Origin of the sequence: Ekhidna sp. (assembly GCF_965228795.1) — a bacterium.
Taxonomy (GTDB): domain Bacteria; phylum Bacteroidota; class Bacteroidia; order Cytophagales; family Cyclobacteriaceae; genus Ekhidna.
On record NZ_OZ245839.1, the window covers coordinates 4,103,567 to 4,126,467 of the forward strand.

The 22,901-nt window shown below is 40.9% G+C and carries 18 protein-coding genes and 1 riboswitch; of the genes, 12 read left to right on the forward strand and 6 right to left on the reverse strand.

What is annotated here, in order from left to right:
* Positions 1 to 64: 64 nt before the first annotated feature.
* Both ACQK2H_RS18500 and ACQK2H_RS18505 read right to left on the reverse strand, forming a co-directional pair.
* Positions 65 to 1,084 (reverse strand): threonine aldolase family protein, encoded by a 1,020-nt coding sequence (locus ACQK2H_RS18500; protein WP_425392867.1) that lies wholly within the window; start codon positions 1,082 to 1,084, stop codon positions 65 to 67.
* Positions 1,077 to 2,396: an HTTM domain-containing protein gene (locus ACQK2H_RS18505; protein ID WP_425392868.1), complete on the reverse strand. Its 1,320-nt coding sequence runs from the start codon at positions 2,394 to 2,396 to the stop codon at positions 1,077 to 1,079. Before ACQK2H_RS18505 ends, ACQK2H_RS18500 begins: the two co-directional genes overlap by 8 nt.
* Before the next feature lie 358 nt (positions 2,397 to 2,754).
* Here ACQK2H_RS18505 and sucD point away from each other — a divergent pair, with 358 nt between their 5' ends.
* The 3 genes from sucD to ACQK2H_RS18520 all read left to right on the forward strand — a co-directional run bounded on the left by sucD (position 2,755) and on the right by ACQK2H_RS18520 (position 5,571).
* The gene (gene sucD, locus ACQK2H_RS18510; RefSeq protein WP_425392869.1) at positions 2,755 to 3,627 is read left to right on the forward strand and encodes a succinate--CoA ligase subunit alpha; all 873 of its coding nucleotides are present in this window, start codon (positions 2,755 to 2,757) and stop codon (positions 3,625 to 3,627) included.
* Between the two features lie 142 nt (positions 3,628 to 3,769).
* Complete coding sequence (locus ACQK2H_RS18515; RefSeq protein ID WP_425392870.1) at positions 3,770 to 4,132, forward strand: BlaI/MecI/CopY family transcriptional regulator; 363 nt, start codon at positions 3,770 to 3,772, stop codon at positions 4,130 to 4,132.
* The gene (locus tag ACQK2H_RS18520) at positions 4,129 to 5,571 is read left to right on the forward strand and encodes a TonB family protein (RefSeq protein ID WP_425392871.1); all 1,443 of its coding nucleotides are present in this window, start codon (positions 4,129 to 4,131) and stop codon (positions 5,569 to 5,571) included. The genes ACQK2H_RS18515 and ACQK2H_RS18520 overlap by 4 nt, the downstream gene beginning before the upstream one ends.
* Before the next feature lie 52 nt (positions 5,572 to 5,623).
* Here ACQK2H_RS18520 and ACQK2H_RS18525 read toward each other — a convergent pair whose 3' ends face one another.
* Positions 5,624 to 6,085, reverse strand: a complete 462-nt coding sequence (locus ACQK2H_RS18525) for a MaoC family dehydratase (protein ID WP_425392872.1) — start codon at positions 6,083 to 6,085, stop codon at positions 5,624 to 5,626.
* A 153-nt stretch (positions 6,086 to 6,238) separates the two neighbouring features.
* On the opposite strand from ACQK2H_RS18525, the gene ACQK2H_RS18530 reads away from it, so the two are divergent.
* Positions 6,239 to 8,023: a glycoside hydrolase family 15 protein gene (locus ACQK2H_RS18530; RefSeq protein ID WP_425392873.1), complete on the forward strand. Its 1,785-nt coding sequence runs from the start codon at positions 6,239 to 6,241 to the stop codon at positions 8,021 to 8,023.
* Here the strand turns inward: ACQK2H_RS18530 and ACQK2H_RS18535 are convergent, their stop codons facing one another.
* Entirely contained in the window at positions 8,024 to 10,198 is a 2,175-nt protein-coding gene (locus ACQK2H_RS18535; protein ID WP_425392874.1) for a bifunctional alpha,alpha-trehalose-phosphate synthase (UDP-forming)/trehalose-phosphatase, read from the reverse strand.
* A gap of 191 nt (positions 10,199 to 10,389) precedes the next feature.
* A riboswitch (SAM riboswitch) is annotated at positions 10,390 to 10,494 on the forward strand.
* A gap of 256 nt (positions 10,495 to 10,750) precedes the next feature.
* Between ACQK2H_RS18535 and ACQK2H_RS18540 the strand changes: the two genes are divergently transcribed.
* From ACQK2H_RS18540 to ACQK2H_RS18550, 3 genes are read left to right on the forward strand one after another with little or no spacing between them, the layout of a single operon-like run.
* The gene (locus tag ACQK2H_RS18540) at positions 10,751 to 12,076 is read left to right on the forward strand and encodes an O-acetylhomoserine aminocarboxypropyltransferase/cysteine synthase family protein (protein ID WP_425392875.1); all 1,326 of its coding nucleotides are present in this window, start codon (positions 10,751 to 10,753) and stop codon (positions 12,074 to 12,076) included.
* Positions 12,054 to 13,022: a homoserine O-acetyltransferase family protein gene (locus tag ACQK2H_RS18545; RefSeq protein ID WP_425392876.1), complete on the forward strand. Its 969-nt coding sequence runs from the start codon at positions 12,054 to 12,056 to the stop codon at positions 13,020 to 13,022. The genes ACQK2H_RS18540 and ACQK2H_RS18545 overlap by 23 nt, the downstream gene beginning before the upstream one ends.
* Positions 13,019 to 13,996 carry a homoserine dehydrogenase gene (locus tag ACQK2H_RS18550; protein ID WP_425392877.1) on the forward strand — a complete coding sequence of 326 codons (978 nt, stop codon included), beginning with the start codon at positions 13,019 to 13,021 and terminating at the stop codon, positions 13,994 to 13,996. The genes ACQK2H_RS18545 and ACQK2H_RS18550 overlap by 4 nt, the downstream gene beginning before the upstream one ends.
* A gap of 55 nt (positions 13,997 to 14,051) precedes the next feature.
* On the opposite strand, the gene ACQK2H_RS18555 is transcribed toward ACQK2H_RS18550, so the two are convergent.
* Together ACQK2H_RS18555 and lpdA are read right to left on the reverse strand one after the other, a co-directional pair.
* Complete coding sequence (locus ACQK2H_RS18555) at positions 14,052 to 14,555, reverse strand: hypothetical protein (RefSeq protein ID WP_425392878.1); 504 nt, start codon at positions 14,553 to 14,555, stop codon at positions 14,052 to 14,054.
* A gap of 10 nt (positions 14,556 to 14,565) precedes the next feature.
* On the reverse strand, positions 14,566 to 15,960 hold the full coding sequence (gene lpdA / locus ACQK2H_RS18560; RefSeq protein WP_425392879.1) for a dihydrolipoyl dehydrogenase: 1,395 nt from the start codon (positions 15,958 to 15,960) through the stop codon (positions 14,566 to 14,568).
* A gap of 130 nt (positions 15,961 to 16,090) precedes the next feature.
* Here lpdA and fabG point away from each other — a divergent pair, with 130 nt between their 5' ends.
* From fabG to ACQK2H_RS18585, 5 genes are all read left to right on the forward strand, one after another.
* On the forward strand, positions 16,091 to 16,837 hold the full coding sequence (fabG, locus tag ACQK2H_RS18565) for a 3-oxoacyl-[acyl-carrier-protein] reductase (RefSeq protein ID WP_425392880.1): 747 nt from the start codon (positions 16,091 to 16,093) through the stop codon (positions 16,835 to 16,837).
* A 282-nt stretch (positions 16,838 to 17,119) separates the two neighbouring features.
* Positions 17,120 to 18,901: a DUF1800 family protein gene (locus ACQK2H_RS18570; protein WP_425392881.1), complete on the forward strand. Its 1,782-nt coding sequence runs from the start codon at positions 17,120 to 17,122 to the stop codon at positions 18,899 to 18,901.
* Positions 18,902 to 18,996: 95 nt separating this feature from the next.
* Positions 18,997 to 20,700 carry a DUF1501 domain-containing protein gene (locus ACQK2H_RS18575; protein ID WP_425392882.1) on the forward strand — a complete coding sequence of 568 codons (1,704 nt, stop codon included), beginning with the start codon at positions 18,997 to 18,999 and terminating at the stop codon, positions 20,698 to 20,700.
* Positions 20,669 to 21,532 (forward strand): outer membrane beta-barrel protein, encoded by an 864-nt coding sequence (locus tag ACQK2H_RS18580; RefSeq protein ID WP_425392883.1) that lies wholly within the window; start codon positions 20,669 to 20,671, stop codon positions 21,530 to 21,532. The genes ACQK2H_RS18575 and ACQK2H_RS18580 overlap by 32 nt, the downstream gene beginning before the upstream one ends.
* A 99-nt stretch (positions 21,533 to 21,631) precedes the next feature.
* Positions 21,632 to 22,789, forward strand: a complete 1,158-nt coding sequence (locus tag ACQK2H_RS18585) for a hypothetical protein (protein WP_425392884.1) — start codon at positions 21,632 to 21,634, stop codon at positions 22,787 to 22,789.
* Positions 22,790 to 22,901 lie beyond the last annotated feature (112 nt).

The window sequence follows — 22,901 nt, forward strand, 5'->3', positions numbered from 1 at the left end:
CTTTTAATACTGAACAATTCAGATCTAAATCTACCCCTATGTAAAAGCGGACTAACATGGTAAATCAAGCAACAATCGTACGAATCGACGAAGTGAAATGATCCAGATCTTCGTCATCAAAATCAAGATGAGTGACAAATCTTACCAGTCCTTTGCCAAAACCAACCGCTAGAATGCCTTGCTTTTCTAGTTCATCCAATAACCACTTCTCAGACTTTCCATCTATCAATCTGCCAATCACAATATTGGTATCGACAGGCATCACTTCTTCAATAAAGGGTAACTCACTTAAAATTTCTCCAATTTTTTGTGCCCTCTGATGGTCTTCTCCCAATCGATCCACGTGGTGATCTAATGCGTAAATACAAGCTCCGGCGAGGTACCCGGCCTGACGCATTCCGCCACCAAAAACCTTGCGCACTCGCCTGCCCTCCTTGATCTGTTCTGAAGTGCCTAGCAAAACAGATCCAACAGGTGCCCCCAACCCCTTAGAAAAGCAGATGGAAATGGTGTCGAATAGTTTCCCGTATGCTTTCGGATCTTCATCTGTTTTTACTATCGCGTTGAAAAACCGAGCACCATCCAGATGCAGTTTAAGATCATTTTCATCGCAAACCTTTTTTATTTTTTCAATCTCTGCAATGTCGTAGATAGCCCCTCCTCCTTTATTCATCGTATTCTCCAGCACCACCAATTTTGATTTTGGGAAATGAATATCATCAGGATTTATACTATCAGCGACTTGTTCTGCAGTGATCCTTCCCCGGTCGCCATCCAAAAGCTTGGGTGACACCATTGAATTGGACATCATCCCTCCTCCTTCATACAAGTACACATGTGAATACTTATGACAGATCACCTCATCTTGAGGACGAGTGTGAATTCGCATTGCTATTTGATTGGTCATGGTGCCCGAAGGGCAATAAATTGCATCTTCCACACCAAACATCTCGGCTATCTTTTTCTGAAGCGTATTTACAGTTGGATCATCTCCAAATACATCATCTCCTACCTCTGCGCTCATCATCGCTTCCAACATTTCTTTAGTGGGTTTAGTAATGGTATCGCTTCTTAAATCAATCATAAGTATCGTAAGTTAAAATCCAGTCGGAGTGTTTGAATGTGTCCCAGGGTACAGTGGTAAGATCCACCTCCTTATCTATCAGTGGTTTTCTCGGGTGGCCATTCAATGAAACTTTTGCATCCGTGTAGACTGCCACATCTTTTCCTTTTGCTTCATATTCATTTTTCAATCGTTGAGCAAGTTGCCATATCATATCCGGCTGCACAGAAAGTGACGATAACTGGTCTCGAGAGACATATTTGGCTAAGTTAAGCTTCTCACGATCTCCTGTGTTCTTGTCTTCTACGTACACTTTCATGTATCCGGATTTTGCACGCAACATCATGCGCCATGACAGCCTGTGTCCTTCTTCTGTCCACGAAACATCTCCCTCGATAAAGTGGTGTCTTAAGGGCAATATCACTTGAATTAAGAAATAAATAGAAAGCACATAAGTCCATGCCAAAGAAGGCTTTTTTCGTATCGGATATACTTTAGGTTTATTCTTAAAAAAGATGTTGCGAACTACATCCGGAGGAAAAAAGAAAACCGTCAGACCAATCATCAAATATGGAAAGATTCCTATCTGAAAAACTATCGAATTGAAGAGATTGAAAAATATGGAGAGGCCAAAACCTAATTTTCTTGTTTTAGGATAGAGAAGTAAAAAAACGATCATCCCATCGTAAACCACACCGCCCCATGCAACGGAATATTGTACCCATTTTTCCTGAAGCAGCGGTCCAATCAACCAGTAGTTTGCTTTATAGCTAAACCATATATCTAAAGGCCGGGCTTGCAGCCAGTCCCAATGCATTTTGTGGATGCTGGCATATACGTAAACAATCAGGATTTGAAGAATAAAAAACCAATGACACGCCCTGGCGCATGTTTCTTTGGGTATCGTAAGTCCCCATTTCGCATCCAATGACCTGCTTTTATGTGCTGGTAGCAACATCATAGCCACACTTAACAATACCAATAAGTAATAATGATTATTGTAGTGAGTTTTTTGCATGAGGTAAACGACTGTCCACATGCTAAAAAATAAGAATGTTGCCGTTCGGTAGAATAGCCCCAGCATAATACAAAGAGCGGCAGTGCCCATCACTATGAAATAGTAAATCATGCCATTTCCATCTAATGGCTGAAGCCATTCCAAACCTATCATGGTAAATGTGAAGTCCGGAGCAATGAACGTCTTATCTATCCAGCCGGTAAAAATTGCACCAAAACTTTCTGCCGCAGCTAAGAAGCCAAACACCATTCGGAAAAGAACCAATGGACTATTATCTACTTCCGTACCGAAAAATGTTCGAGCAGAGGTGAGCATACTTAGGTATTATACCGTGAAAATAGAAAAAGGAGCTCGAAAGCTCCTTAATTCTAAACCTAAGTAAATATGAAGAGGATTTATTACTTACTTATTTCTTACGCACATATCCTATTGAGGTTGGGCTATTTAACCTTCTTTAACTAATGGACAAGGCCACTCGTCGAAAGTTTCAACTCCTCAATAAGATTAACATTAAAAATCTTTGCGAAAAGCATGCCAATTACATGCGGATTCAGAAGAAAATTTTAAGATCACAGTAATTCAAGTGGATTAATTGTCATTTTATGAACGGCAAATTGCTGAAGTAATTGGTAGACAGATTTAATCATATATTTTTGCGGAAAATCTAATAGAAATGAGTGTTCTTGTAAATAAAGATTCCAAAATCATTGTACAGGGTTTTACAGGCTCTGAGGGTACGTTTCACGCAGGTCAAATGATCGAATACGGTTCCAATGTTGTGGGTGGTGTCACTCCCGGCAAAGGAGGTCAGACTCATTTGGATAAACCGGTATTCAATACCGTAAAAGAAGCTGTAGATAAGACGGGTGCTGATGTTACCATCATTTTTGTTCCACCGGCTTTCGCTGCAGATGCAATTATGGAAGCTGCAGATGCAGGCATTAAAGTGATAGTTACCATCACTGAGGGTATTCCTGTAAAAGATATGATGAAAGCTAAACCTTACGCTAAATCAAGGGGAGCGATCCTCGTTGGACCAAACTGTCCGGGAGTAATCACTCCGGAAGAAGCGAAAGTGGGCATTATGCCGGGTTTTGTTTTCAAAAAAGGAAAAGTAGGAATCGTTTCAAAATCAGGAACACTGACTTACGAAGCAGCCGATCAGGTAGTAAAAGCAGGAATGGGTATTTCTACTGCAATTGGAATTGGTGGAGATCCAATCATTGGTACGTCTACCAAAGAAGCCGTTCAAATGCTGATGGAAGATCCTGAGACAGATGGCATAGTGATGATTGGTGAGATCGGTGGCTCATACGAGGCTGACGCTGCGAAGTGGATTCAGGAGAATGGAAACAAAAAGCCGGTGGTTGGTTTCATAGCAGGACAGACAGCTCCTCCGGGAAGAAGAATGGGACACGCAGGTGCGATCATCGGAGGAAAAGATGATACTGCAGAAGCAAAAATGAGAATCATGGGCGAGTGCGGTTTGCATGTAGTGGACTCTCCTGCTGATATTGGGGCGGTAATGAAGAAGGCACTGTCTTAATAACAACCAAAGAATAATTTCTGAAGGCCTCATTTGAGGCCTTTTTTTATGCCCGATCCTTGATCAACTAAAAATTTAGTTTAAAATAATTTGCATCTTTAAACTAAAAGATTAGTTTTGAAACTAAGTTATTAGTTAAACCATGAAACCACTCACTCAAGCAGAAGAAGAAATCATGCAGGTTCTTTGGCAATTGGAAAAAGCATTTGTCAAAGAGATTGTTGAAGAATATAATGACCCAAAGCCCGCCTATAATACCATCTCCACCCTCATCAGAATAATGGAAAAGAAGGGATTTGTTGGACATGAAGCATTTGGTAAATCACATCGGTATTTCCCACTTATCGATAAGGAAGACTACAGCAAGAAATACCTCAACCGCTTTGTTGACAAATATTTCAGCGGATCATATAAAGAACTTGTTTCATTCTTTACGAAGGAAAAAGAGATGAGTGTGCGGGATTTGGAAAAACTTTTGGATGAGCTAAAAAAGAATAAATCATGATTAGTTACATTATAGAAGTTGCCATACTTCATCTGCTTTTTTATGGTATTTACAAGCTTATGCTTGCGAAAGAAACACAGCTGAGCTTTCTTAGATTCTTTCTTTTGGGTTCAAGTATAGTAGCGTTGATGATACCATTATTAGAGATTCCCACATCATCTGAGTCAGTATTTGTCAATCTTTCATCAAGTGTATATCCAACCTTTGTTACCTCAGAATCAAATCTGACATCAGCCTCGACGACCTGGTATGAAATAATCGCTATTGGTATTTCTGGTTTTTTCGCAGTAAAATTTCTAACAGGACTCTTTCAAATTGTACGCTACCACCAGAATAGCGTGAAAAAACATATTGATGGAATTAAAGTATACCACCTTTCCTCTCTAGAGACCAGCTTCACGTTTCTCAAATGGATATTCATAGACAGTGATCATTTCGAAAACCCTTCAGATATCGTTCGGCATGAGCTGGGACATGCAAAGAACCTTCACTCGATTGATATGATCTTCTTCCACTTGTTGACAATTCCTCTTTGGTGGCTTCCATCCATTTGGTTAATGATCAAAGAACTGAAAAAAGTACATGAATTTGAGGCGGATGCATTTGCCTTGAATACAAACAGTAAGACGTACACGAAGACCTTGGTGCAATGCACCTTGCGAGCTCATGGGATGAACCTGGCCAGTTCATTCGATGATGCTCCGATTTTTAACCGTTTAAACTTTATGAAAAAAATGAAAAAGAAAATCAGTAACTGGAAGGTAGCTAGCGTTACCGCTTTAGTGGCCATCTCAGGAGCAATGTTCGCATGTGAAGATGAGCTGGAATCAGAGATTAAGCGAATCGCGGATGAGAGCAATCAGCAAATCGATTACTCAGAAGATGTGAAAGCAGCACTCAGAGAACTTCAACGAAATAATCCCAACGTAAAATATACAGTTGTTGAAACAAGCCTGGACAATGAAGCTAGTATAGAAAAGCTAAATACTTATGATCCGGGACAAATAGCTAAAATTTTCGTCAATAAGGAAGGTGATCATAAAAGTGTTGTAATGATTGTCAGCCAGGATTCTGAGCTCTTTAATAAAGCAGTAGAAGTGCAGGAAGCAGATTATGAAAATGAAGTCTTTACCATCGTAGAAGAGTCCGCATCCTTTCCAGGTGGAATAGATGCTTTCAATCAATATCTAAGAGAAAATCTTAAATACCCACAGGTTGCTCAGGATAATAAAAAAGAAGGACGTGTGTTTGTTCAGTTCATTGTCGAAAAAGATGGAAGTCTAACTGATGTCCATATAGTAAAAGGAATTGGTGGGGCATGTGACAAAGAAGCCGTGCGAGTACTTATGAACTCACCGAAATGGAACCCCGGCAAGCAGCGTGGTAAGAAAATTAGACAAAAAATGATTCAGAATATTCTCTTCAAACTACCTGAATGATTAACATTCTTACGGATTAAAAAAGGCCTCTTCTTAGGCCTTTTTTATTCACTTATTCAAAATGATATAAGAATATCATCGTAGCTGTAAAAGCTGGTTTCTTTTCCCCTTTAATTTCCAACAAAGCCTCTACTTCTGCTTTGGAAATGCCCCTTAAATTGGCCAAAGATTTTAACGTAGCAGTAAGCTTAATTTCATCATTCACTTTCACCGCCTGACCAAATTTCAGTTTATCAATTCCATAATTCACTAACATTTTCACGTTATTGAATTGGGCAATTTGCTCCCATAGGTATGGCATCAATGATAGCGTCAAGTATCCATGTGCAATGGTCGTTCCAAAAGGCCCACTTTTCGCTTTTTCCTCATCTATGTGAATCCACTGATGATCTAGCGTAGCATCTGCAAACTTATTGATCTGCTCCTGAGTGATCTGATGCCACTCCGATTCCCCCATAACCTTACCCAGGTGAGACTCAAATTCTTCGTGATTATTGATGATTAGTTTACCCATAGTGTAATTTTTGAAGCAGTGAAATTAAAGCAAACATTACTTCGAGCCAATAATCATATACTTAAACCGCCTTTACAAATCGTCATTAAGTCCTTTTTGGGTGCAGCAGTATCGGTTTCCTTTTGTAGTTTCACCCATTAAAGGTTTCGGTATATGAAAGAAAGACACGCCTATAATCATGGCATCATTGGCAACTGTGCGTTTGCTGCACACATTAACTTAAACACAAACATTGAATGGATGTGCTGGCCAAGATTTGACAGCAGCTTCATCTTTGGGGGATTATTGGATAATGCCAAGGGAGGATCGTTTTCGATATTGCCATCAGATGAAAAATACCACGCTAACCAGTATTACACAGAAAACACCAACATCCTTTGTACCGAAATAAACACCGGAACCGGAAGTTATCGAGTGACTGACTTTGCTCCCAGATTCTTCCAAATGAACAGGTACTTCAAACCTTTGATGCTGATCAGAAAAGTAGAGCCCTTATCAGGAGCACCGAGCATTACAGTAAAATGTGAACCATCAGGGGGGTATGGCGAAATCAAACCAGAAGCGAGTCTGGGCAGTAATCATATTCGTTTTCTTGGACTAGAGGCACATGTGAGACTCACCTCGAATATCTCATTGAGTTATATCCTAAACCAGGAATCATTTGTGCTCAATGAAACAAAATATTTAGTGATGACCTGGGGCCCACCCTTAGAGGCATCTCTCGATGAAACGTGCGAAAACTTTTTAATCAAGACCAGAAATTATTGGCAGCAATGGGTCAAAACTGCCAACATTTCGAACTTTCACCAAGCCAGTGCCATTCGGTCCGCATTGGCACTTAAGATTCACCAGTATGAAGATACCGGTGCAATTGTAGCTGCTACCACAACCAGTTTGCCCGAAAGCCCGGGAAGTACCAGGAATTGGGATTATCGATTCTGCTGGATGCGAGATACTTATTACACGCTTAACGCATTCAATAACATTGGGCACTTCGAAGAGTCAGAGCAATACTTTCAATACATTCTCAATACTACCCTGGAGGAAAATGATCGGTACCAGCCGCTGTACAGCATCACCGGTCAAAAGGCTTTAATTGAAAAAGAACTGCCACTTGATGGCTACCTTGGAAACAAACCGGTCAGAATTGGCAATGACGCCTACACTCATATTCAAAATGATGTGTATGGACAGGTTTTAATATCTCTTCTACCGCTATACAATGATCATCGAATCATTTTCAATGAACGATTCAATACTTCTGAACTAGTGTTTAAAACGCTGAAGATGATAGAGAAAACCTTTGATGAAAAAGATGCAGGCTTGTGGGAGTTTAGAAACTTAGCTCAACACCATTGTTACACGTATCTTTTTCACTGGGCTGGAAGCAGTGCGGCCATACAAATTGCTAAAATTCTCAAGGACAGTAACATGGGTGAACTTGCGACCAAGCTAAAAACCCAATCGGCCCAGATGATTGAAAAGTGTTTTGTGAAAGGTAAAAAAGGCTATGCCCAGGCCATCGGCGTGGATCGAATGGATGCCAGTACCATTCAACTCATTTTGATGAATTATTTAGACCCTAATTCAGATGCTGCAAAAGACCACCTGAAAGCTCTGGAAAATGAACTTCACAGCGGTGATGGACTCTTCTATCGCTACAGACATACGGATGATTTTGGCGAGCCTGAAACGACCTTCTTAATTTGTGGTTTCTGGTATGTAGAGGCATTAGCTTGCGTAGGCAGAATAGAAGAAGCGATTGAATATTTTGAGAAACTCAATAGTTACAGCAACCACCTAGGTTTGTTGAGTGAAGATGTAAAATCGGAAGACGGCAGCATGTGGGGTAATTTCCCACAAGCATATAGCCATGTAGGACTTCTAAATGCAGCTAGCCGAATCTCTAGGAAACTAGACCAGCCGGGATTTTTGTAATCACCCAATTAGCCTATTAAGGACTGAACGAATATCCTTCTGATTCTGAACACGATATTTGGCCGATGAAGAAGATGAACCCACCTTGATGGTTACCGCTTCATCTGGTAAAGCTTTGAATGTATCTTCATCTGTCCAATCGTCACCACATGCCATGTAGAAATCGTAGGTATGTTCCTTTAGCCATTGAGTGACTGCAAATCCTTTATTTACCTGGAAGTTCTTTACCTCAATAACCTTATGACCTTCTAATATTTGAATATCCTTTTCTGAAGAGATGTACTTTAAATGACTGGTTAACTCTCTCGTTCGCATTTCCCCAAGACCAGTCTCTACTTTCCTATAGTGCCACACTAGCGAGTAATCTTTTTCTTCAATAAATGATCCTGGTGTTCGGTCTACGTACATCTCAAGTACATTTCTAAATTCATCTTTCCAGCTATTATCAAGATCCATAAACTGCGTCCATTCCTCTCCTTTTCTTTTATGCCACACACCATGTTCTGCTATAATATCTACATTGAAAGAGCTTACCCATTCATTCAAGGTATGCCGATCCCTGCCACTGATGATTACCACTTTGTTAGATGCATCCTTGGAGATTTTGGCAAGCAAATCCTTTAATTCTTTATCCGGCTTGGAATCATTCGGATTGGCATGGAAGCCAACCAATGTGCCGTCATAATCCAGAAAAATGATTCGATCTTTTGATTTACGATAAGACGATTCGATCTGAGATGTGATTTCTTCATTTAAGGCTTTGGTCTGTAGGTTCGCCTGCTCCTGTTTTACAAAGTTTAGACGCTTCATAAACAGACTCACCCATGAATGAATATTGTATCGTTTCAAAGATTGTTGCATAATATCCATTCTGCGCTGCTGCTCTTCTTCAGGCATGATAAGTGCCTCACGCATGGCTCTCACCATGGCATCCATATCATTTGGGTTAATCAAAATCGCATCTGACAGTTCTTTAGAGCTGCCTGCCATTTCACTTAAAATAAGCACACCCTTTTTATCCAATTTACTTGCGATATACTCTTTGCAAACCAGGTTCATGCCATCACGCATTGGTGTGACCAACGCCACATTTGCCATTCTGTAAAATGCACTCAAAGCATTCAAAGGAAAGCTGCGGTAGAAATAATGAATGGGTGTCCAATCCATCTTGCTGAACTTTCCGTTTATCCTTCCCACCAGCAAATCAATTTCTTCTTTCAACTGCGCATATTTTGGCACTCTGTCCCTGGAAGGAACTACTACCATTAGTAAAGAGACTTTTCCATTAAATTCCGGGTACTCCATTAAAAAACGTTCAAATGCCAGCAATCGCTGGGGTATCCCTTTAGAATAATCCAGTCGATCTATGGATAAAATGACGTTTACATCTCCGAGTGATGTACGATATCGTACTTCTCGGGCAAGAGTATCCGGATGTGCTGCCGCTTCTGCATACTTTTCATAATCTATCCCCATTGGCAAAGCATCTGCCATGATCGGACGATTACCAACCGTGATTTTACCATTCGTATTCCCTATTCCTGCTAATCGATTGACACTTGAAAGAAAGTGCCTCATATCATCATAAGTATGAAATCCAAGAAAGTCAGACCCCATCATGCCCTGTAAAAGCTCTCTTCTCCACGGCAGAAGTCGAAATGATTCATAAGAAGGAAAAGGGATATGCAAGAAGAATCCGATACTTACATTTGGTTTAATTTCTCTTACAAGTTGAGGCAGTAGCAATAACTGATAATCGTGTATCCAGAGCGTATCACCGTCTTCTAAAACTGCTTCAATTGACTCGGCAAACTTGCGATTCACCAGCTGATAGGCCCTCCAGAAACTCTCATCATAAACTGCATATTGATTGAAATAATGGAAATTAGGCCATAAAGTTTCATTGCTAAAGCCCTCGTAGTAATCCTCAATTTCTTTCTCCGTCAGGAAAACAGGACGCATGTTTTCTTCCTTTAATCTGGCAATTACCTCCTCCTTTTGCTTGGATTTTTTAATCGCAAGGCCTGGCCAACCAATCCAAATATTGTTCCCCTCTTTGTAGATAGACCCCAGGCCAGTTGCTAGTCCACCCTCACTTGGCTCAAGAGTTAATTCACCATCCTCTTGTTTGATTTTAATTGGCAGTCGATTAGATACGATAATGGTTTTAGGCATATTCGAAGTGTTTGGAATAAAGATAAAGATCAAATGACTACTACTCTAAGACTATTTCTGTTACTTATTCGATAATTTTTATTTAACTCATAATCAATAAGTTATCGACTATTTAATTTTTTAATCAAGGAAATATTTGGTGAAACCAAAATTCCTGCTCTACGTTTGCATCATCAAATCGATAAGGTATCGATTTATAAAGAAGCGCCGAGAGACAGGCTCTATGACGCGCTAGCAACCCTCCGAAATTTGGAAACGGTGCTAATTCCTGAACGATAAATTGATTGCTATGAACACACAAAATCACATCGTTCCCCAAGTAGCTGACAAGCAAGTCAGACAGGGAAATTGCGTTTCTTCATCGATATTCCATCTCATGTGTATGTGTTGCTGTTGTAGCAACAGGTAATTCCCATTTGATCCATTAGGGTTTGCGATCATCTTAGGTCTGAAGTGCGTCTTCAACCGGAAAAACCCCTTCATAAATCAACTTGGCAGTTATTTATGATAAATCCACAACATCTCATTTCTACAATCAAAGAATTACAACACATGTCACAAGCATTAAAATACGAAACACTACAGCTACACGCCGGACAGGAAGTCGATGAAACAACTCGATCGAGAGCAGTGCCTATTTATCAAACCTCATCTTACACATTCAAGGATTCTGAGCATGGAGCAAATCTGTTTGCTCTTAAGGAATTTGGAAACATCTATACACGGATCATGAATCCAACGAATGATGTATTCGAGAAGCGAATCGCTGCTTTGGAGGGTGGAGTGGCTGCACTGGCAGTGGGCTCAGGACAGGCGGCCCAGTTCATCGCCTTGAACAATATCCTTCAGTCAGGAGATAATTTCATCTCCACGTCATTTCTATACGGTGGCACGTATAATCAATTTAAGGTGGCGTTTAAGCGACTGGGAATTGAAACTCGTTTTGCCAAAACAGATAAAGCCTCCGATTTTGAACGGTTGATCGATCAGAACACCAAAGCGATTTACCTGGAAACCATCGGGAATCCGGGTTTCAACATCCCTGATTTTGAAGCGATCGCCGAAGTAGCAAAGGATCATGACATCCCGCTTATTGTCGATAATACCTTTGGAGCGGCTGGTTACCTGTTTAGACCTCTGGAGCATGGAGCCTCAGTAGTAACTGCCTCGGCTACCAAGTGGATTGGTGGACATGGTACTACTATTGGAGGGGTGATCATCGATGGTGGAAATTACAATTGGGGTAACGGAAAATACCCTCAATTTACCGAGCCATCTGAAGGTTATCATGGATTAAAGTTTTGGGAGGTGTTTGGTGAGGGTAATCCATTGGGCTTACCAAACATCGCATTCGCAATAAGAGCGCGAGTAGAGGGTCTTCGAGATTTTGGTCCGGCACTTAGTCCATTTAATTCCTTTCTACTACTCCAGGGAATAGAAACCCTTTCACTGAGAGTACAGCGAACAGTAGATAATGCACTTGAATTGGCTAAATGGCTGGAGCAACACCCACTGGTAGAAAAAGTAAACTATCCGGGACTTTCTTCCAGCCCTTATCATGAGTTAGCTAAGAAGTACCTAAAAAATGGTTTTGGAGGAGTGCTCTCCTTCCAGCTAAAAGGAGAAAAGGAAGAAACCACACAGTTTGTTGATAACTTAAAGCTGGTGAGTCATCTGGCGAATGTGGGAGATGCAAAAACGCTGATCATTCAGCCTTCGGCTACTACCCACCAGCAGTTATCCGAAGGAGAACAAAAGGATGCCGGTGTATTACCCAATCTTTTGAGAGTATCCGTCGGAATTGAGCATATAGATGACATCAAATCCGATTTTGAACAAGCATTTGAAAAAGTATATGCAAACGCAGCACAAGTCTAAGTCATTTGGTTTTAAGGTTGAGGAACCTTTGGTCCTGGAGTGTGGAGAAACGCTCCGGGATCTTAGGATCCAATACACCACCTGGGGTGAATTGAATACAGAAAAATCCAATGTTGTATGGGTTTTTCATGCACTTACTGCAAACAGTGATCCTTCTGAATGGTGGGAAAATCTGTTTCAGGAAGGTAGTCCAATAAACCCGACAAAAGATTTTATTATCTGCGCAAATGTAATAGGGTCATGCTATGGAAGCACCGAGCCAAAAGACTATGATTATCCATTAATCACCGTTCGGGATATAGTTGAAGGTCACAAACAATTAAAAAAACACCTGAAAATTGACTCTATCAAACTCGGAATTGGAGGCTCACTTGGTGGTCAGCAATTGCTGGAATGGGCTGTACAGGAACCTGATTTATTTGAAGTAATCATTCCCATTGCAACCAATGCAAAGCATTCAGCCTGGGGAATTGCTTTTAATGAAACACAGCGTCTGGCACTAAAAGCTGATCCAGCCAATGGTTTGGATACAGCCAGAGCTATTGCGATGCTTTCCTATCGTCACTATGGTACCTATGAGAAGACCCAAACAGATCAAGATGGAAGAAGGGAAGATTTTTCAGCTTCATCTTACCAGCGCTATCAAGGTGAAAAACTAAGAAAGCGATTCAGTCCATATAGCTATTACGTGCTTTCGAAAGCCATGGATAGCCATGATGTCGGGAGGCATTTTGGAGGATTAGAAAACGCACTTCAGCGAATACAATCCAAAGCGATCGTCATAGGGCTTGACACAGACCTTTTATTCCCTGTTTCAGAACAGGAATTTATTGCCAAACATGTCTCAAACAGCGCTCTACATGTCATATCGAGCCTTTATGGTCATGATGGATTTCTAATAGAGACGGAACAGATCAACAACATTTTAAAAAACGAAACAATATGAAGACACCCAAAAAAATAGGCTTATTTGGGTTTGGTACTGTGGGGAAAGGCTTTTATGAAAACCTAAAAAAGCATCCAAACCTTCCTGCCATTATTTCAAAAGTATGCGTAAAAAGATTAGACCTGCCTCGCATTGGTCATGAGCTATACTTCACCGATAATCCGGATGAATTGTTGGATGACCATGAAATAGATATCATCATCGAGTTAATTGATGACCCAATCGCTGCAAAAACGTATGTTGAAAAAGCGTTTCTTGTCGGAAAGGATGTCATAAGTGCAAATAAGAAAATGATTGGAGAATCCCTAAATGATGTTCATGGATGGCATGTTTCTTATGATTCTCGTTTTTTATATGAAGCAGCTGTTGGAGGTGGTATTCCAATTGTGCACTCAGTGGATGGTTTTCTCAGAGATCAGGAAGTAACGGAAATCCGTGGAATATTGAATGGATCCTCCAATTACATTTTGACACAAATGCAGCAAAATAACTGGTCGTTTGATAAAGCACTCTCAGATGCACAATTGAAAGGTTTTGCAGAGCGGAATCCATCGTTGGATGTAAGTGGAATCGATGCATCGTACAAGCTCTCCATTTTAGCATACCATGCTTTTGGAGAGGTCTCCTCTATCAAGAGTTTTGAGATTGAAAGTATCGAAGGAGTTACTAAGGAAGATATCAAACGGGCAAAGGCAAAAGGCAGAAAAGTAAAATTGGTAGCTACCCTTAAAAAAACAGATCATGAAATTATTTGCTCTGTGAAGCCGGAGAGTATTGGCCCAAATGATGAGCTCTATTCAGTGGATTTTGAGAACAATGCAGTCAGTGTGGAAACACTGATCAGTGGGCGCCATGTATTCATGGGCAAAGGTGCAGGAGCTTTACCAACAGGATCGGCAGTATTGGAAGATTTGAAACGCCTCCTCGATGGCTACAGTTATCAGGTTAGTAAAAAGGTTAAGACTGTAGCATAAAAACCCCGATCCACCATTTCATTTGGTGGACGGGTTTACTTAATTCTTAAAAATGCTACAAATTAAAATTATACCCTATTGATATAGTAAAAGGGAGCAACCTATTAATTTGAATATCAGGATCGTTATTTAGGTCATCCCAATCATCACGAAAATCAGATGGACGAAACGGAATATTCAATGCGAACTCCCAAAACGTATTATTCTTATTAGGAAGATTAATTCCTCCTCCTATTGAAGGCCCATAATAAACCTTGTTAGCTTCTGACATTCCTTGAATCACAATCACGGCATTATAGCCATACATGGCATGTACATAAAACTGTTCCGGTCTTTTGGATTCAATGAAATATCGAGCTCCTAGATTATAGCCAGGGCCTGCTATTGCGGTTCCTAAACCAGCAAATAGTGCAAATTCATCACTCGTCTTAACAGCTACTTGAGCTCCAAGACCACCATAATCAAACCCTAAACCAAGCCCCAGACTCGCATTTGAATCTTGTGCAAAAGAAAAAGCAGTCCAAAGGAAAAGGACTGCTAGTAACATAACTTTTTTCATTAACTGAATATTAAAGGTGAATCACCTCATCATAAGCAGCTGCAGCCGCTTCCATCACCGCTTCACTCATGGTCGGGTGAGGGTGAACGGTCTTGATGATTTCATGTCCGGTTGTTTCCAGTTTTCTGGCTGCCACAGCTTCTGCAATCATTTCAGTAACATTCGCGCCGATCATGTGCGCACCAAGCCACTCACCGTATTTCGCATCGAAGATTACTTTTACAAATCCATCAGATGCTCCGGCCGCTTTCGCCTTACCAGAAGCTGAGAATGGGAACTTTCCTACTTTGATTTCATAACCTGCTTCTTTAGCAGCTTTCTCAGTATATCCTACGGATGCAATCTCCGGAGAGCAATATGTACATCCCGGGATGTTGTTATAATCCAAAGGCTCAACATTCATGCCTTTGATTTTCTCAACACAGATGATACCCTCTGCAGAAGCTACGTGTGCTAGCGCCTGGCCTTTTACAATGTCTCCGATCGCGTAAACGCCATCCACATTGGTTTTATAGTAATCATCAACGACGACTTTACCTTTATCCGTCTTCACCCCTACATCTTCAAGCCCAAGATTCTCAAGATTGGTAGCAACCCCTACAGCGGACAGTACCACATCGCATTCAATCTGCTCTTCACCTTTCTTTGTTTTCACTGTTACTTTGCAACCCGAACCTTTAGTATCTACTTTGGTTACCTCAGAACTGGTCATGATCTTCATACCAGCCTTTTTATAGGTTCGTTCCAGTTGCTTACTTACCTCCTCGTCCTCTACAGGAACGATTCGATCCATAAACTCCACAATGGTCACTTCAGTACCAATTGATTTATAGAAATAAGCAAACTCAACTCCTATTGCACCGGAACCAACAACCACCATTTTCTTTGGCTGCTTATCAAGAACCATTGCTTCTCTGTACCCGATGATTTTCTTTCCGTCTATTGGTAAGTTGGGGAGCTCTCTTGCTCGCCCGCCGGTGGCCAGTATGATGTGATCTGCATTGTAGGTAGTCACCTTGCCATCTTCGGCCTTCACTTCTACTTTCTTACCTTTCTTCAGCGTACCATGCCCCGCAATGTGATCAATCTTATTTTTCTTAAATAGAAACTGAATTCCTTTGCTCATTCCTCCTGCAACTTCACGGCTCCTTTTTACCATACCTGAGAAATCAGCTTTTGCATCCTTTACCTTGATCCCGTAATCATCCGCATGATTGATATATTCAAATACCTGTGCACTTTTCAGTAGTGCTTTGGTAGGGATACAGCCCCAGTTTAGACATACACCACCAAGTTCAGCTTTCTCCACAACTCCTACTTTCATTCCTAGCTGAGATGCTCTGATAGCAGCTACATATCCACCAGGTCCACTTCCGATTACAATAAGATCATATTTTGACGCCATATTATTCAATTTATTTTGAGGCGCAAATTTAACTCGAAAAGTTGTGGAAAGTAAGTAGCTGGTCAGTCTTCTATCTCTCATTATCTTTGACACTCATTTTTTTTTGAATCACTGACACAGAACTAGAACAATGAAACTACTTGAAGGAAAAACAGCACTCATCACAGGAGCATCTAAAGGAATAGGCAAAGCAATTGCCGAACAATATGCTGAGCATGGAGCCAATATTGCATTCACTTACTTGTCTAGTGTAGAAAAAGGAGAAGCTTTGGAAAAAGAACTCTCTGCCAAAGGCATCAAAGCCAAAGGATACCGCTCAGATGCCTCTGACTATCAGGCTGCACAGGATCTGATTGCAAGTGTAGTTGAAGATTTTGGTTCGCTGGATATTCTTATCAATAACGCAGGTATCACAAAAGACAACCTGCTGATGCGCATGAGTGAAGAGGACTGGGATGCGATACAAAATATCAATCTAAAATCGTGCTTCAATACCGTGAAAGCTGCTTGCAGAACCATGATGAAGCAACGAAGTGGTTCTATCATTAACATGTCTTCAGTGGTAGGAGTGAAAGGAAATGCTGGTCAGGCTAACTATGCAGCTTCTAAAGCCGGAATTATTGGTTTTACTAAATCAGTTGCATTAGAGCTAGGCTCTAGAGGTATTAGAAGTAATGCCATTGCTCCTGGATTTATTGAAACAGAAATGACTGACGCATTGGATGAAAAAACGGTGCAAGGATGGAGAGACGCCATTCCATTGAAGCGTGGAGGGTCACCTGAAGATGTTGCCAATGCATGTGTGTTCTTGGGTTCTGATATGTCAGCTTATATCACCGGCCAAACCATACAGGTAGACGGTGGGATGTTGACCTGATTTTATTATAGCATAACTAGACTTCCTTTGTCAAGTTTTAGATGCTGAAATAAATTCAGCATGGCAGCTTTAAAATTCAGGCGTTATTTCAATCGAAAAGTCATACTGAACTTATTTCAGTATCTGTTCGGCTAAGGTTGACAAAGGAGAACGACTATCTCGAACCTGCTCTAAGCAGGTTTTTTATTGTCTTAACAATCAATTAAACTATTTCAATATTATTTATAACTTATTTTATAATAATTGATTTACTTTTAGTGTTGTATTATCAAAACAGCTCTGATGCCTTTAAATGCACTAACCAGCACATTGGGAAAAAAGAGAGCTGCTCACCTTCTTAGGCGCACGTGCTTCGGAGGGTCAATTGCTGAAATTGACTCGTTTGCAGCACTTACACCAGCCCAGGCAGTTGATCAGCTTTTCAATACTACTTTACCGGATCCTGTATTGCCCATCGATCCGCTGACAGGTAACGAATGGATAACTACTGGAAATGCTCAAAGCGAAGGGTTTGAATTAGAAAGATATTTTTTAGCCTGGCACCTAGGCCAGCTACTAGGCAATGGAATTGATCCATCTCTTAAACTGTCATACATCTTCCGTGAACGATTGGTGTTTTTCTTTCATACGCATTTTACCACTAAACGATCTGTAGTAAATAGCTCCAGAGCGCTTTATTATCAACAAGCACTTTTTAGGTTATTTGCTTTCGATGCTAACGACATTATCATCCCTCCTGATGATCCGGACGATCCTGATGCAACCGACACAATCGTTCCTAGAAATATCAAAGAACTTACAAAAAAATTAAGCGTGGATAACGCCATGCTCGTATTCCTTGATGGGCGATTTAATGTCAAGGGCAGTCCAAACGAAAACTACGCGCGAGAGTTACTTGAACTTTACTCTGTTGGGAGAGGCCTTGAGGGGAACGTTCCGGAACCGGAATTTGCCGGAGATTACTTCTACTTTACTGAAGAGGATGTGCAAGCAGGAGCGCGTGTTTTATCTGGCTTCAATGTTGATCAGACCTTCTCTAATATTGATGAAGATACCGGACTGCCTCGTGGTGTAGTGAGAGGTGGCAACATTGCCTCTAGTCATGAAGAAGGTGATAAGACTTTCAGCTCGAGAATGGGAAATGGAATTGTATCTCCTGACCCTGACCTGGAACTGGCAGGACGTCCAACGGAAGCGAGTGTCTTGGATGAGGTCAGCCAATTTGTGGATCTTATCTATGACCAGGCAGAAACTGCTCGAAGCATTTGTCGTGAGGTATATCGTTTTTTTGTATATCACCAGGTAGATCAGACGCTACAAGACGACATCATTCAGGATATGGCTGATATTTTCACAGCCAATGAATTTAAACTACAGCCGGTTTTAGAAGCACTACTAACAAGTGAGCATTTTTATGAAGCAGAAGCAGGTCCGGATGATAATAATTTCGGAAGTATCATAAAATCTCCATTGGATTTGGTGTGCGGCTTTATCAGAAACTTTGAAATTCAATTACCTGATTATCAAACAGACCTGAATACCTATTATGAATTTGCAGGTGGTCTTTTAAATGAAATAAATGTTCAGGGAATGGACTATTACGAACCATTCGAAGTTGCAGGCTATGCTGCTTATCATCAATTTCCCATTTTTAATAGAAGTTGGATCACTACAAACTACCTAACGAACAGATATAATTTCATTCGAGGAGCTATTACCGCTGATCAAATGATTGAAATGGGACAGGTGGATATTGTGCAGTTCGTTCAGACAAATTTTTCGGGTGTTGCCAGTAATGCAAGAGACTTGATCATTGCCATTGCAGAGTATCTTTTACCTACTGCAGAAAACTTATCTTTTGATACTCCGGGCGTAGGTGAGCTTACGGTTGAAAGACTGAACTATTTCCTGTCTGCTTTTCTGTTTTCACCACAAATTGACGCTGATCCGGAAGCGGCATGGACCAACAGATGGGATAATGGAATTGACATGGATACAGTTAGAAATCAACTATCCGGATTATTTAACGCCATGCTGCAATCACCTGAGTACCAATTAATGTAGGGCTATGAAATGAGCATAATAATGGAAACTAAACTGACAATTGGAAGTAACAATTATGCGAATTCCATGTGGCGTTTGAATAAAATAATACACACATGAAAAGAAGGAATTTTTTAAAGAAAATAGGTTTTGCAGCAGGTGCTCCCATTGCTTTTCAAGGTGTACCATTAAAGTTGCTGGGATCTCATCAGGAAATCCAGCACCTCGCCCAACAAAGCACCAACGATCGTGTGCTAATCATTCTGCAACTACATGGTGGGAATGATGGATTAAACACCATTATTCCTATTTCAAACTACGATGAATACTATAGCAGAAGAGCCAATATCGCGATTCCTTACAAAGTAGGAAACAGAACATTAATTCCTTTAGATAGCACTGTTGGAAGTGAAGAGCAAGTTGGATTGCACCCTGACATGCATGATTTCAAGCGACTTTATGATACTGGAAAAGCAGCAGTATTCCAGGGGGTCTCTTATGAAAACAACAATGGTTCTCACTTCAGAGGACGTGATATATGGTTTATGGGAGGTGGTGCCGATGACTATTTTAGCTCAGGCTGGATTGGCAGATATCTTGGCAAAGAATATGAGCCTCTCACCTATCCTTCCGACTTCCCAACGAATGATATGCCGGATCCATTAGCACTTGAAATGGGTAATGATGTATCTCTTCTTTTTCATCAAGATGGCAATATTCCAACTTCTATCTCATTAGGCAGTAGTCCCGGAAATCTGGCTAATCTCATTGATCAGTTGGAAGGATTTGTAGATGAAGGAGTTGACCCACGGGGAAACCCACCTGCTTTTCTGAATAATTCACCTTATGGGCAGGAAATGAATTGGATCCTGGGACTGGAGGACAAATCAGAGACGTACATTAAGCGATTGGCGGAAATCTATGATTCCGCATCGGATACCTCAGTTACATACCCGGAATTATATCCGTTCAATGCCCCGGAAGGTGCCCGACGAAATCCATTGAGTAGTCAGCTGAGACTAGTCGCCCGATTACTAGCCGGGGGTGTGAAAACAAAGGTTTTTCTTGTTAAAATGGGTGGTTTCGATACACATGCATCTCAGGTAGAAGATTACGATCCTACTATGGGCGTCCATTCCGCACTTTTACATCACATCTCATCAGCGATGCATGCATTTCAAAAAGACCTTAGGTCCCGTGGACTGGAAGATCGTGTGCTCACGATGACCATGTCTGAATTTGGCAGACGTGTAGGCTCAAACGGAAGCTATGGAAGTGATCATGGTACAGGCGGCCCGGTAATGATGTTTGGTTTAGGTGTTAAGCCGGGTATCTACGGAACGGTTCCTGATGTTTCGCAGAGCAATGTTGGCATGCAATTTGACTACCGACAGATATACGCGAATGTACTGCACGAATGGATGGGTGTAGAACGGTCTGTTATTTCAAATGACATTTTTTACAGAGACTTCATAGAAGGACCAAATCCGGAGGGAGGCAATTATGAACCCATGGATTTAATCAAAGAAGTCATCCTGGGAGAAAAAGAATACCTGAAGCGTAATTATCGGATCGAATCTGTCTATCCAAATCCGGCATCCACCTATGCACAGGCTAAAATATTTGTGAATAACTATCAGGATGTGAGCGTACAATTGATCAATATTCGCGGTGATATTGTGGCACAGCAAAAGAGAAGGTTATCCCCTGGTGATCATTCATTTTCTTTTATGCTAGATTCGTTTAGCCCTGGGTTCTATTTTATTAAAGCTAAATCTGAAATGCTCGATGATACTAAAAGGCTCGTCATTCGTAAATAAGCTTCCTGCATTTATATGCATGATGCTCATGTCCTCCTTCCTTCAGGCACAAATGAAACCTGAGAAAAATCCTCTGGAGTCTTTTCTGGATACTCAATTCTGGCTGGGTCTGAAAATGGGGATTAATTACACGCAAGCCTTTCCGCAAACTAGAAATACAGGATTCAGCCCCATTAATTATTCCGCTGACAGTTTGCAAAAAAGCTATGATGATTTTGCGCTTCCAGGAGCCCATGTGGGTTTGGAAATGAATTTTTATCACCGTGGTTTTTCAGTGTCATTTCAACCGGCATATAAACGAAGCAGGTATAAATACAATAGTCTTTTGGAATGGCAGGGTGAGAACTCCGGAAACAGATTTGAAACCAGATATGATGTTGAGCAACGACTGGATGTGATTGAATTACCCTTAATGTTGAAGTATGATGTTATACGATCAGGCAAGATTCGTCCTTTCGTGATGGTTGGAGGTTTTCACTCTCGAATATTGGCAGCTCAGAAGGAAGTCGAAATTACACAGATTGACTATTCATCAGGTAATCCATTGACATCAAACGGGGGTAATACTTCTTTGGGTGTTAAAGATGCATTTAAACCATTTTCAGGAGTTGCCGGCGGTGCAGGATTGAATTTAGATTACTGGAATATCAGAACCGTTTTCGAAGTGAGCTATAAACGATCCCTGACTTCTGCCACTCAGCCAAATGTCCAACAAAATGAATTGGCATCACTAGGTGAAACCAATGATGAAGTATTCCTCAGAGATTTCAATGTATCACTGAGCTTCGTATTTCCATTTAGATATATCGATTCACAATTCAAAGCTTACTGACCTGGGAGGTCAGCCATTTATTGAGATAATATGTGCATGATTTTTAAATATTACCACACAGCAAAATTTAGGAGCAAGATTAAAAAAGTCTTCTTTCTTATGCTGGTTCCATTATTTCTTTCTTGTGCTGATGATGAGCCTGCACTAAGTGAATCATTTTTTAAGATTTATGATGATTTTGATCTGGATGTAAGCTATCGACCCATAGATGTCATTGAAACAGTCGATGGGTTTATCATTTTAGCAGGAACAGAACTTTCCAAATCAGACTTTATGGGTGTCCGACTAATTAAAATAGATGAGGAAGGCACTTATGAATTTGATTCCGATTTAGATGACTATGTTGTTCCAATTGGCAATATGTATTTAAATGAAGCTGATAGCAATAGCTACTTCTTCGCGATGAATCCATCCACATTGGAAGCAGTCCTGATTGCCGTAAATCCACAGCTTGAAATTCAAAGTGAATCATCCATAAGTGGAATCAACTATCCGCTTTCATCATCCATCTTGAGCAATGGAAATCTTTTACTTCAAAGCTATGACCCACTGACTCAAGAGACAGAGATTTCGGAAATTGGGCTTGATGGCACCTTTATTGGCGGAAACAGTTATTCCATAGGGCCCGGTGATGATGTTCAGGCGGAGATTATCAACCATTACCTCAACGCGGGTGAACGTCCACTACCCTTCTTTTGTGGCGAGGTGTCTTCAGGCAATTACTATTTCAATGGGTTTTACAATTATAGCTTTTCACTCGTCTTTACCGACTTTTCCGATTCCCCAAACGGTGTGGTGCAGGGGCAATCCAGCAATGCTGGATTACGTGCAGTAATGCCTCTTAGTGGAGGTAGTTTTGCGGTAGCAGGGTTTCAATTTGATGCAAATTTTCAACTGGCAACAACTGCTTTATCTACCAGTGGTACAAGCTCTAGTGTGGACCTCTTTCCGGGAAATATGGCAGAGATAAAACCATACTCTCCTACACAAATCATCGGCTATAATGATGGTGCAGCCTATACCATTTTCGCCACTGAAACCAAAGGACGCCAAATACTACTTAACTTCTACACCGAAAACGGCGAAATCAGCGGTGTGCATCGTATTGGTTACCTAAATCCATTTACTTTTTCATCGATTAAAGTAGCAGGTGATAACTCGCTCATCGTACTTGGGACTACTTTCGTAGCGGGCCGGTTTGAGCGGATCACTTTAAACAAAATATCTGCATCGGAAATGACGGAATATTTGAATTAACCACTCAACAAAAAATAGAATCAATCAAAAACCTGCTTCGTATTGTTCTTTTGAATTAGATTTCAAGTTCAGGATATTTTCCTGAGTATTCGTACATAATGAAATCAACATG

Bases quoted from the DNA above. Each gene is read 5' to 3' on its own strand.
- ACQK2H_RS18505 (WP_425392868.1), bottom strand. From the start codon at position 2,396: ATGCTCACCTCTGCTCGAACATTTTTCGGTACGGAAGTAGATAATAGT.
- ACQK2H_RS18580 (WP_425392883.1), top strand. From the start codon at position 20,669: ATGATACTAAAAGGCTCGTCATTCGTAAATAAGCTTCCTGCATTTATA.
- ACQK2H_RS18535 (WP_425392874.1), bottom strand. From the start codon at position 10,198: ATGCCTAAAACCATTATCGTATCTAATCGACTGCCAATTAAAATCAAA.
- ACQK2H_RS18525 (WP_425392872.1), bottom strand. From the start codon at position 6,085: ATGGGTAAACTAATCATCAATAATCACGAAGAATTTGAGTCTCACCTG.
- ACQK2H_RS18570 (WP_425392881.1), top strand. From the start codon at position 17,120: ATGCCTTTAAATGCACTAACCAGCACATTGGGAAAAAAGAGAGCTGCT.
- fabG (WP_425392880.1), top strand. From the start codon at position 16,091: ATGAAACTACTTGAAGGAAAAACAGCACTCATCACAGGAGCATCTAAA.
- ACQK2H_RS18540 (WP_425392875.1), top strand. From the start codon at position 10,751: ATGTCACAAGCATTAAAATACGAAACACTACAGCTACACGCCGGACAG.
- ACQK2H_RS18515 (WP_425392870.1), top strand. From the start codon at position 3,770: ATGAAACCACTCACTCAAGCAGAAGAAGAAATCATGCAGGTTCTTTGG.
- ACQK2H_RS18575 (WP_425392882.1), top strand. From the start codon at position 18,997: ATGAAAAGAAGGAATTTTTTAAAGAAAATAGGTTTTGCAGCAGGTGCT.
- ACQK2H_RS18520 (WP_425392871.1), top strand. From the start codon at position 4,129: ATGATTAGTTACATTATAGAAGTTGCCATACTTCATCTGCTTTTTTAT.
- lpdA (WP_425392879.1), bottom strand. From the start codon at position 15,960: ATGGCGTCAAAATATGATCTTATTGTAATCGGAAGTGGACCTGGTGGA.
- ACQK2H_RS18545 (WP_425392876.1), top strand. From the start codon at position 12,054: ATGCAAACGCAGCACAAGTCTAAGTCATTTGGTTTTAAGGTTGAGGAA.
- ACQK2H_RS18550 (WP_425392877.1), top strand. From the start codon at position 13,019: ATGAAGACACCCAAAAAAATAGGCTTATTTGGGTTTGGTACTGTGGGG.
- sucD (WP_425392869.1), top strand. From the start codon at position 2,755: ATGAGTGTTCTTGTAAATAAAGATTCCAAAATCATTGTACAGGGTTTT.
- ACQK2H_RS18500 (WP_425392867.1), bottom strand. From the start codon at position 1,084: ATGATTGATTTAAGAAGCGATACCATTACTAAACCCACTAAAGAAATG.
- ACQK2H_RS18555 (WP_425392878.1), bottom strand. From the start codon at position 14,555: ATGAAAAAAGTTATGTTACTAGCAGTCCTTTTCCTTTGGACTGCTTTT.
- ACQK2H_RS18530 (WP_425392873.1), top strand. From the start codon at position 6,239: ATGAAAGAAAGACACGCCTATAATCATGGCATCATTGGCAACTGTGCG.
- ACQK2H_RS18585 (WP_425392884.1), top strand. From the start codon at position 21,632: ATGCTGGTTCCATTATTTCTTTCTTGTGCTGATGATGAGCCTGCACTA.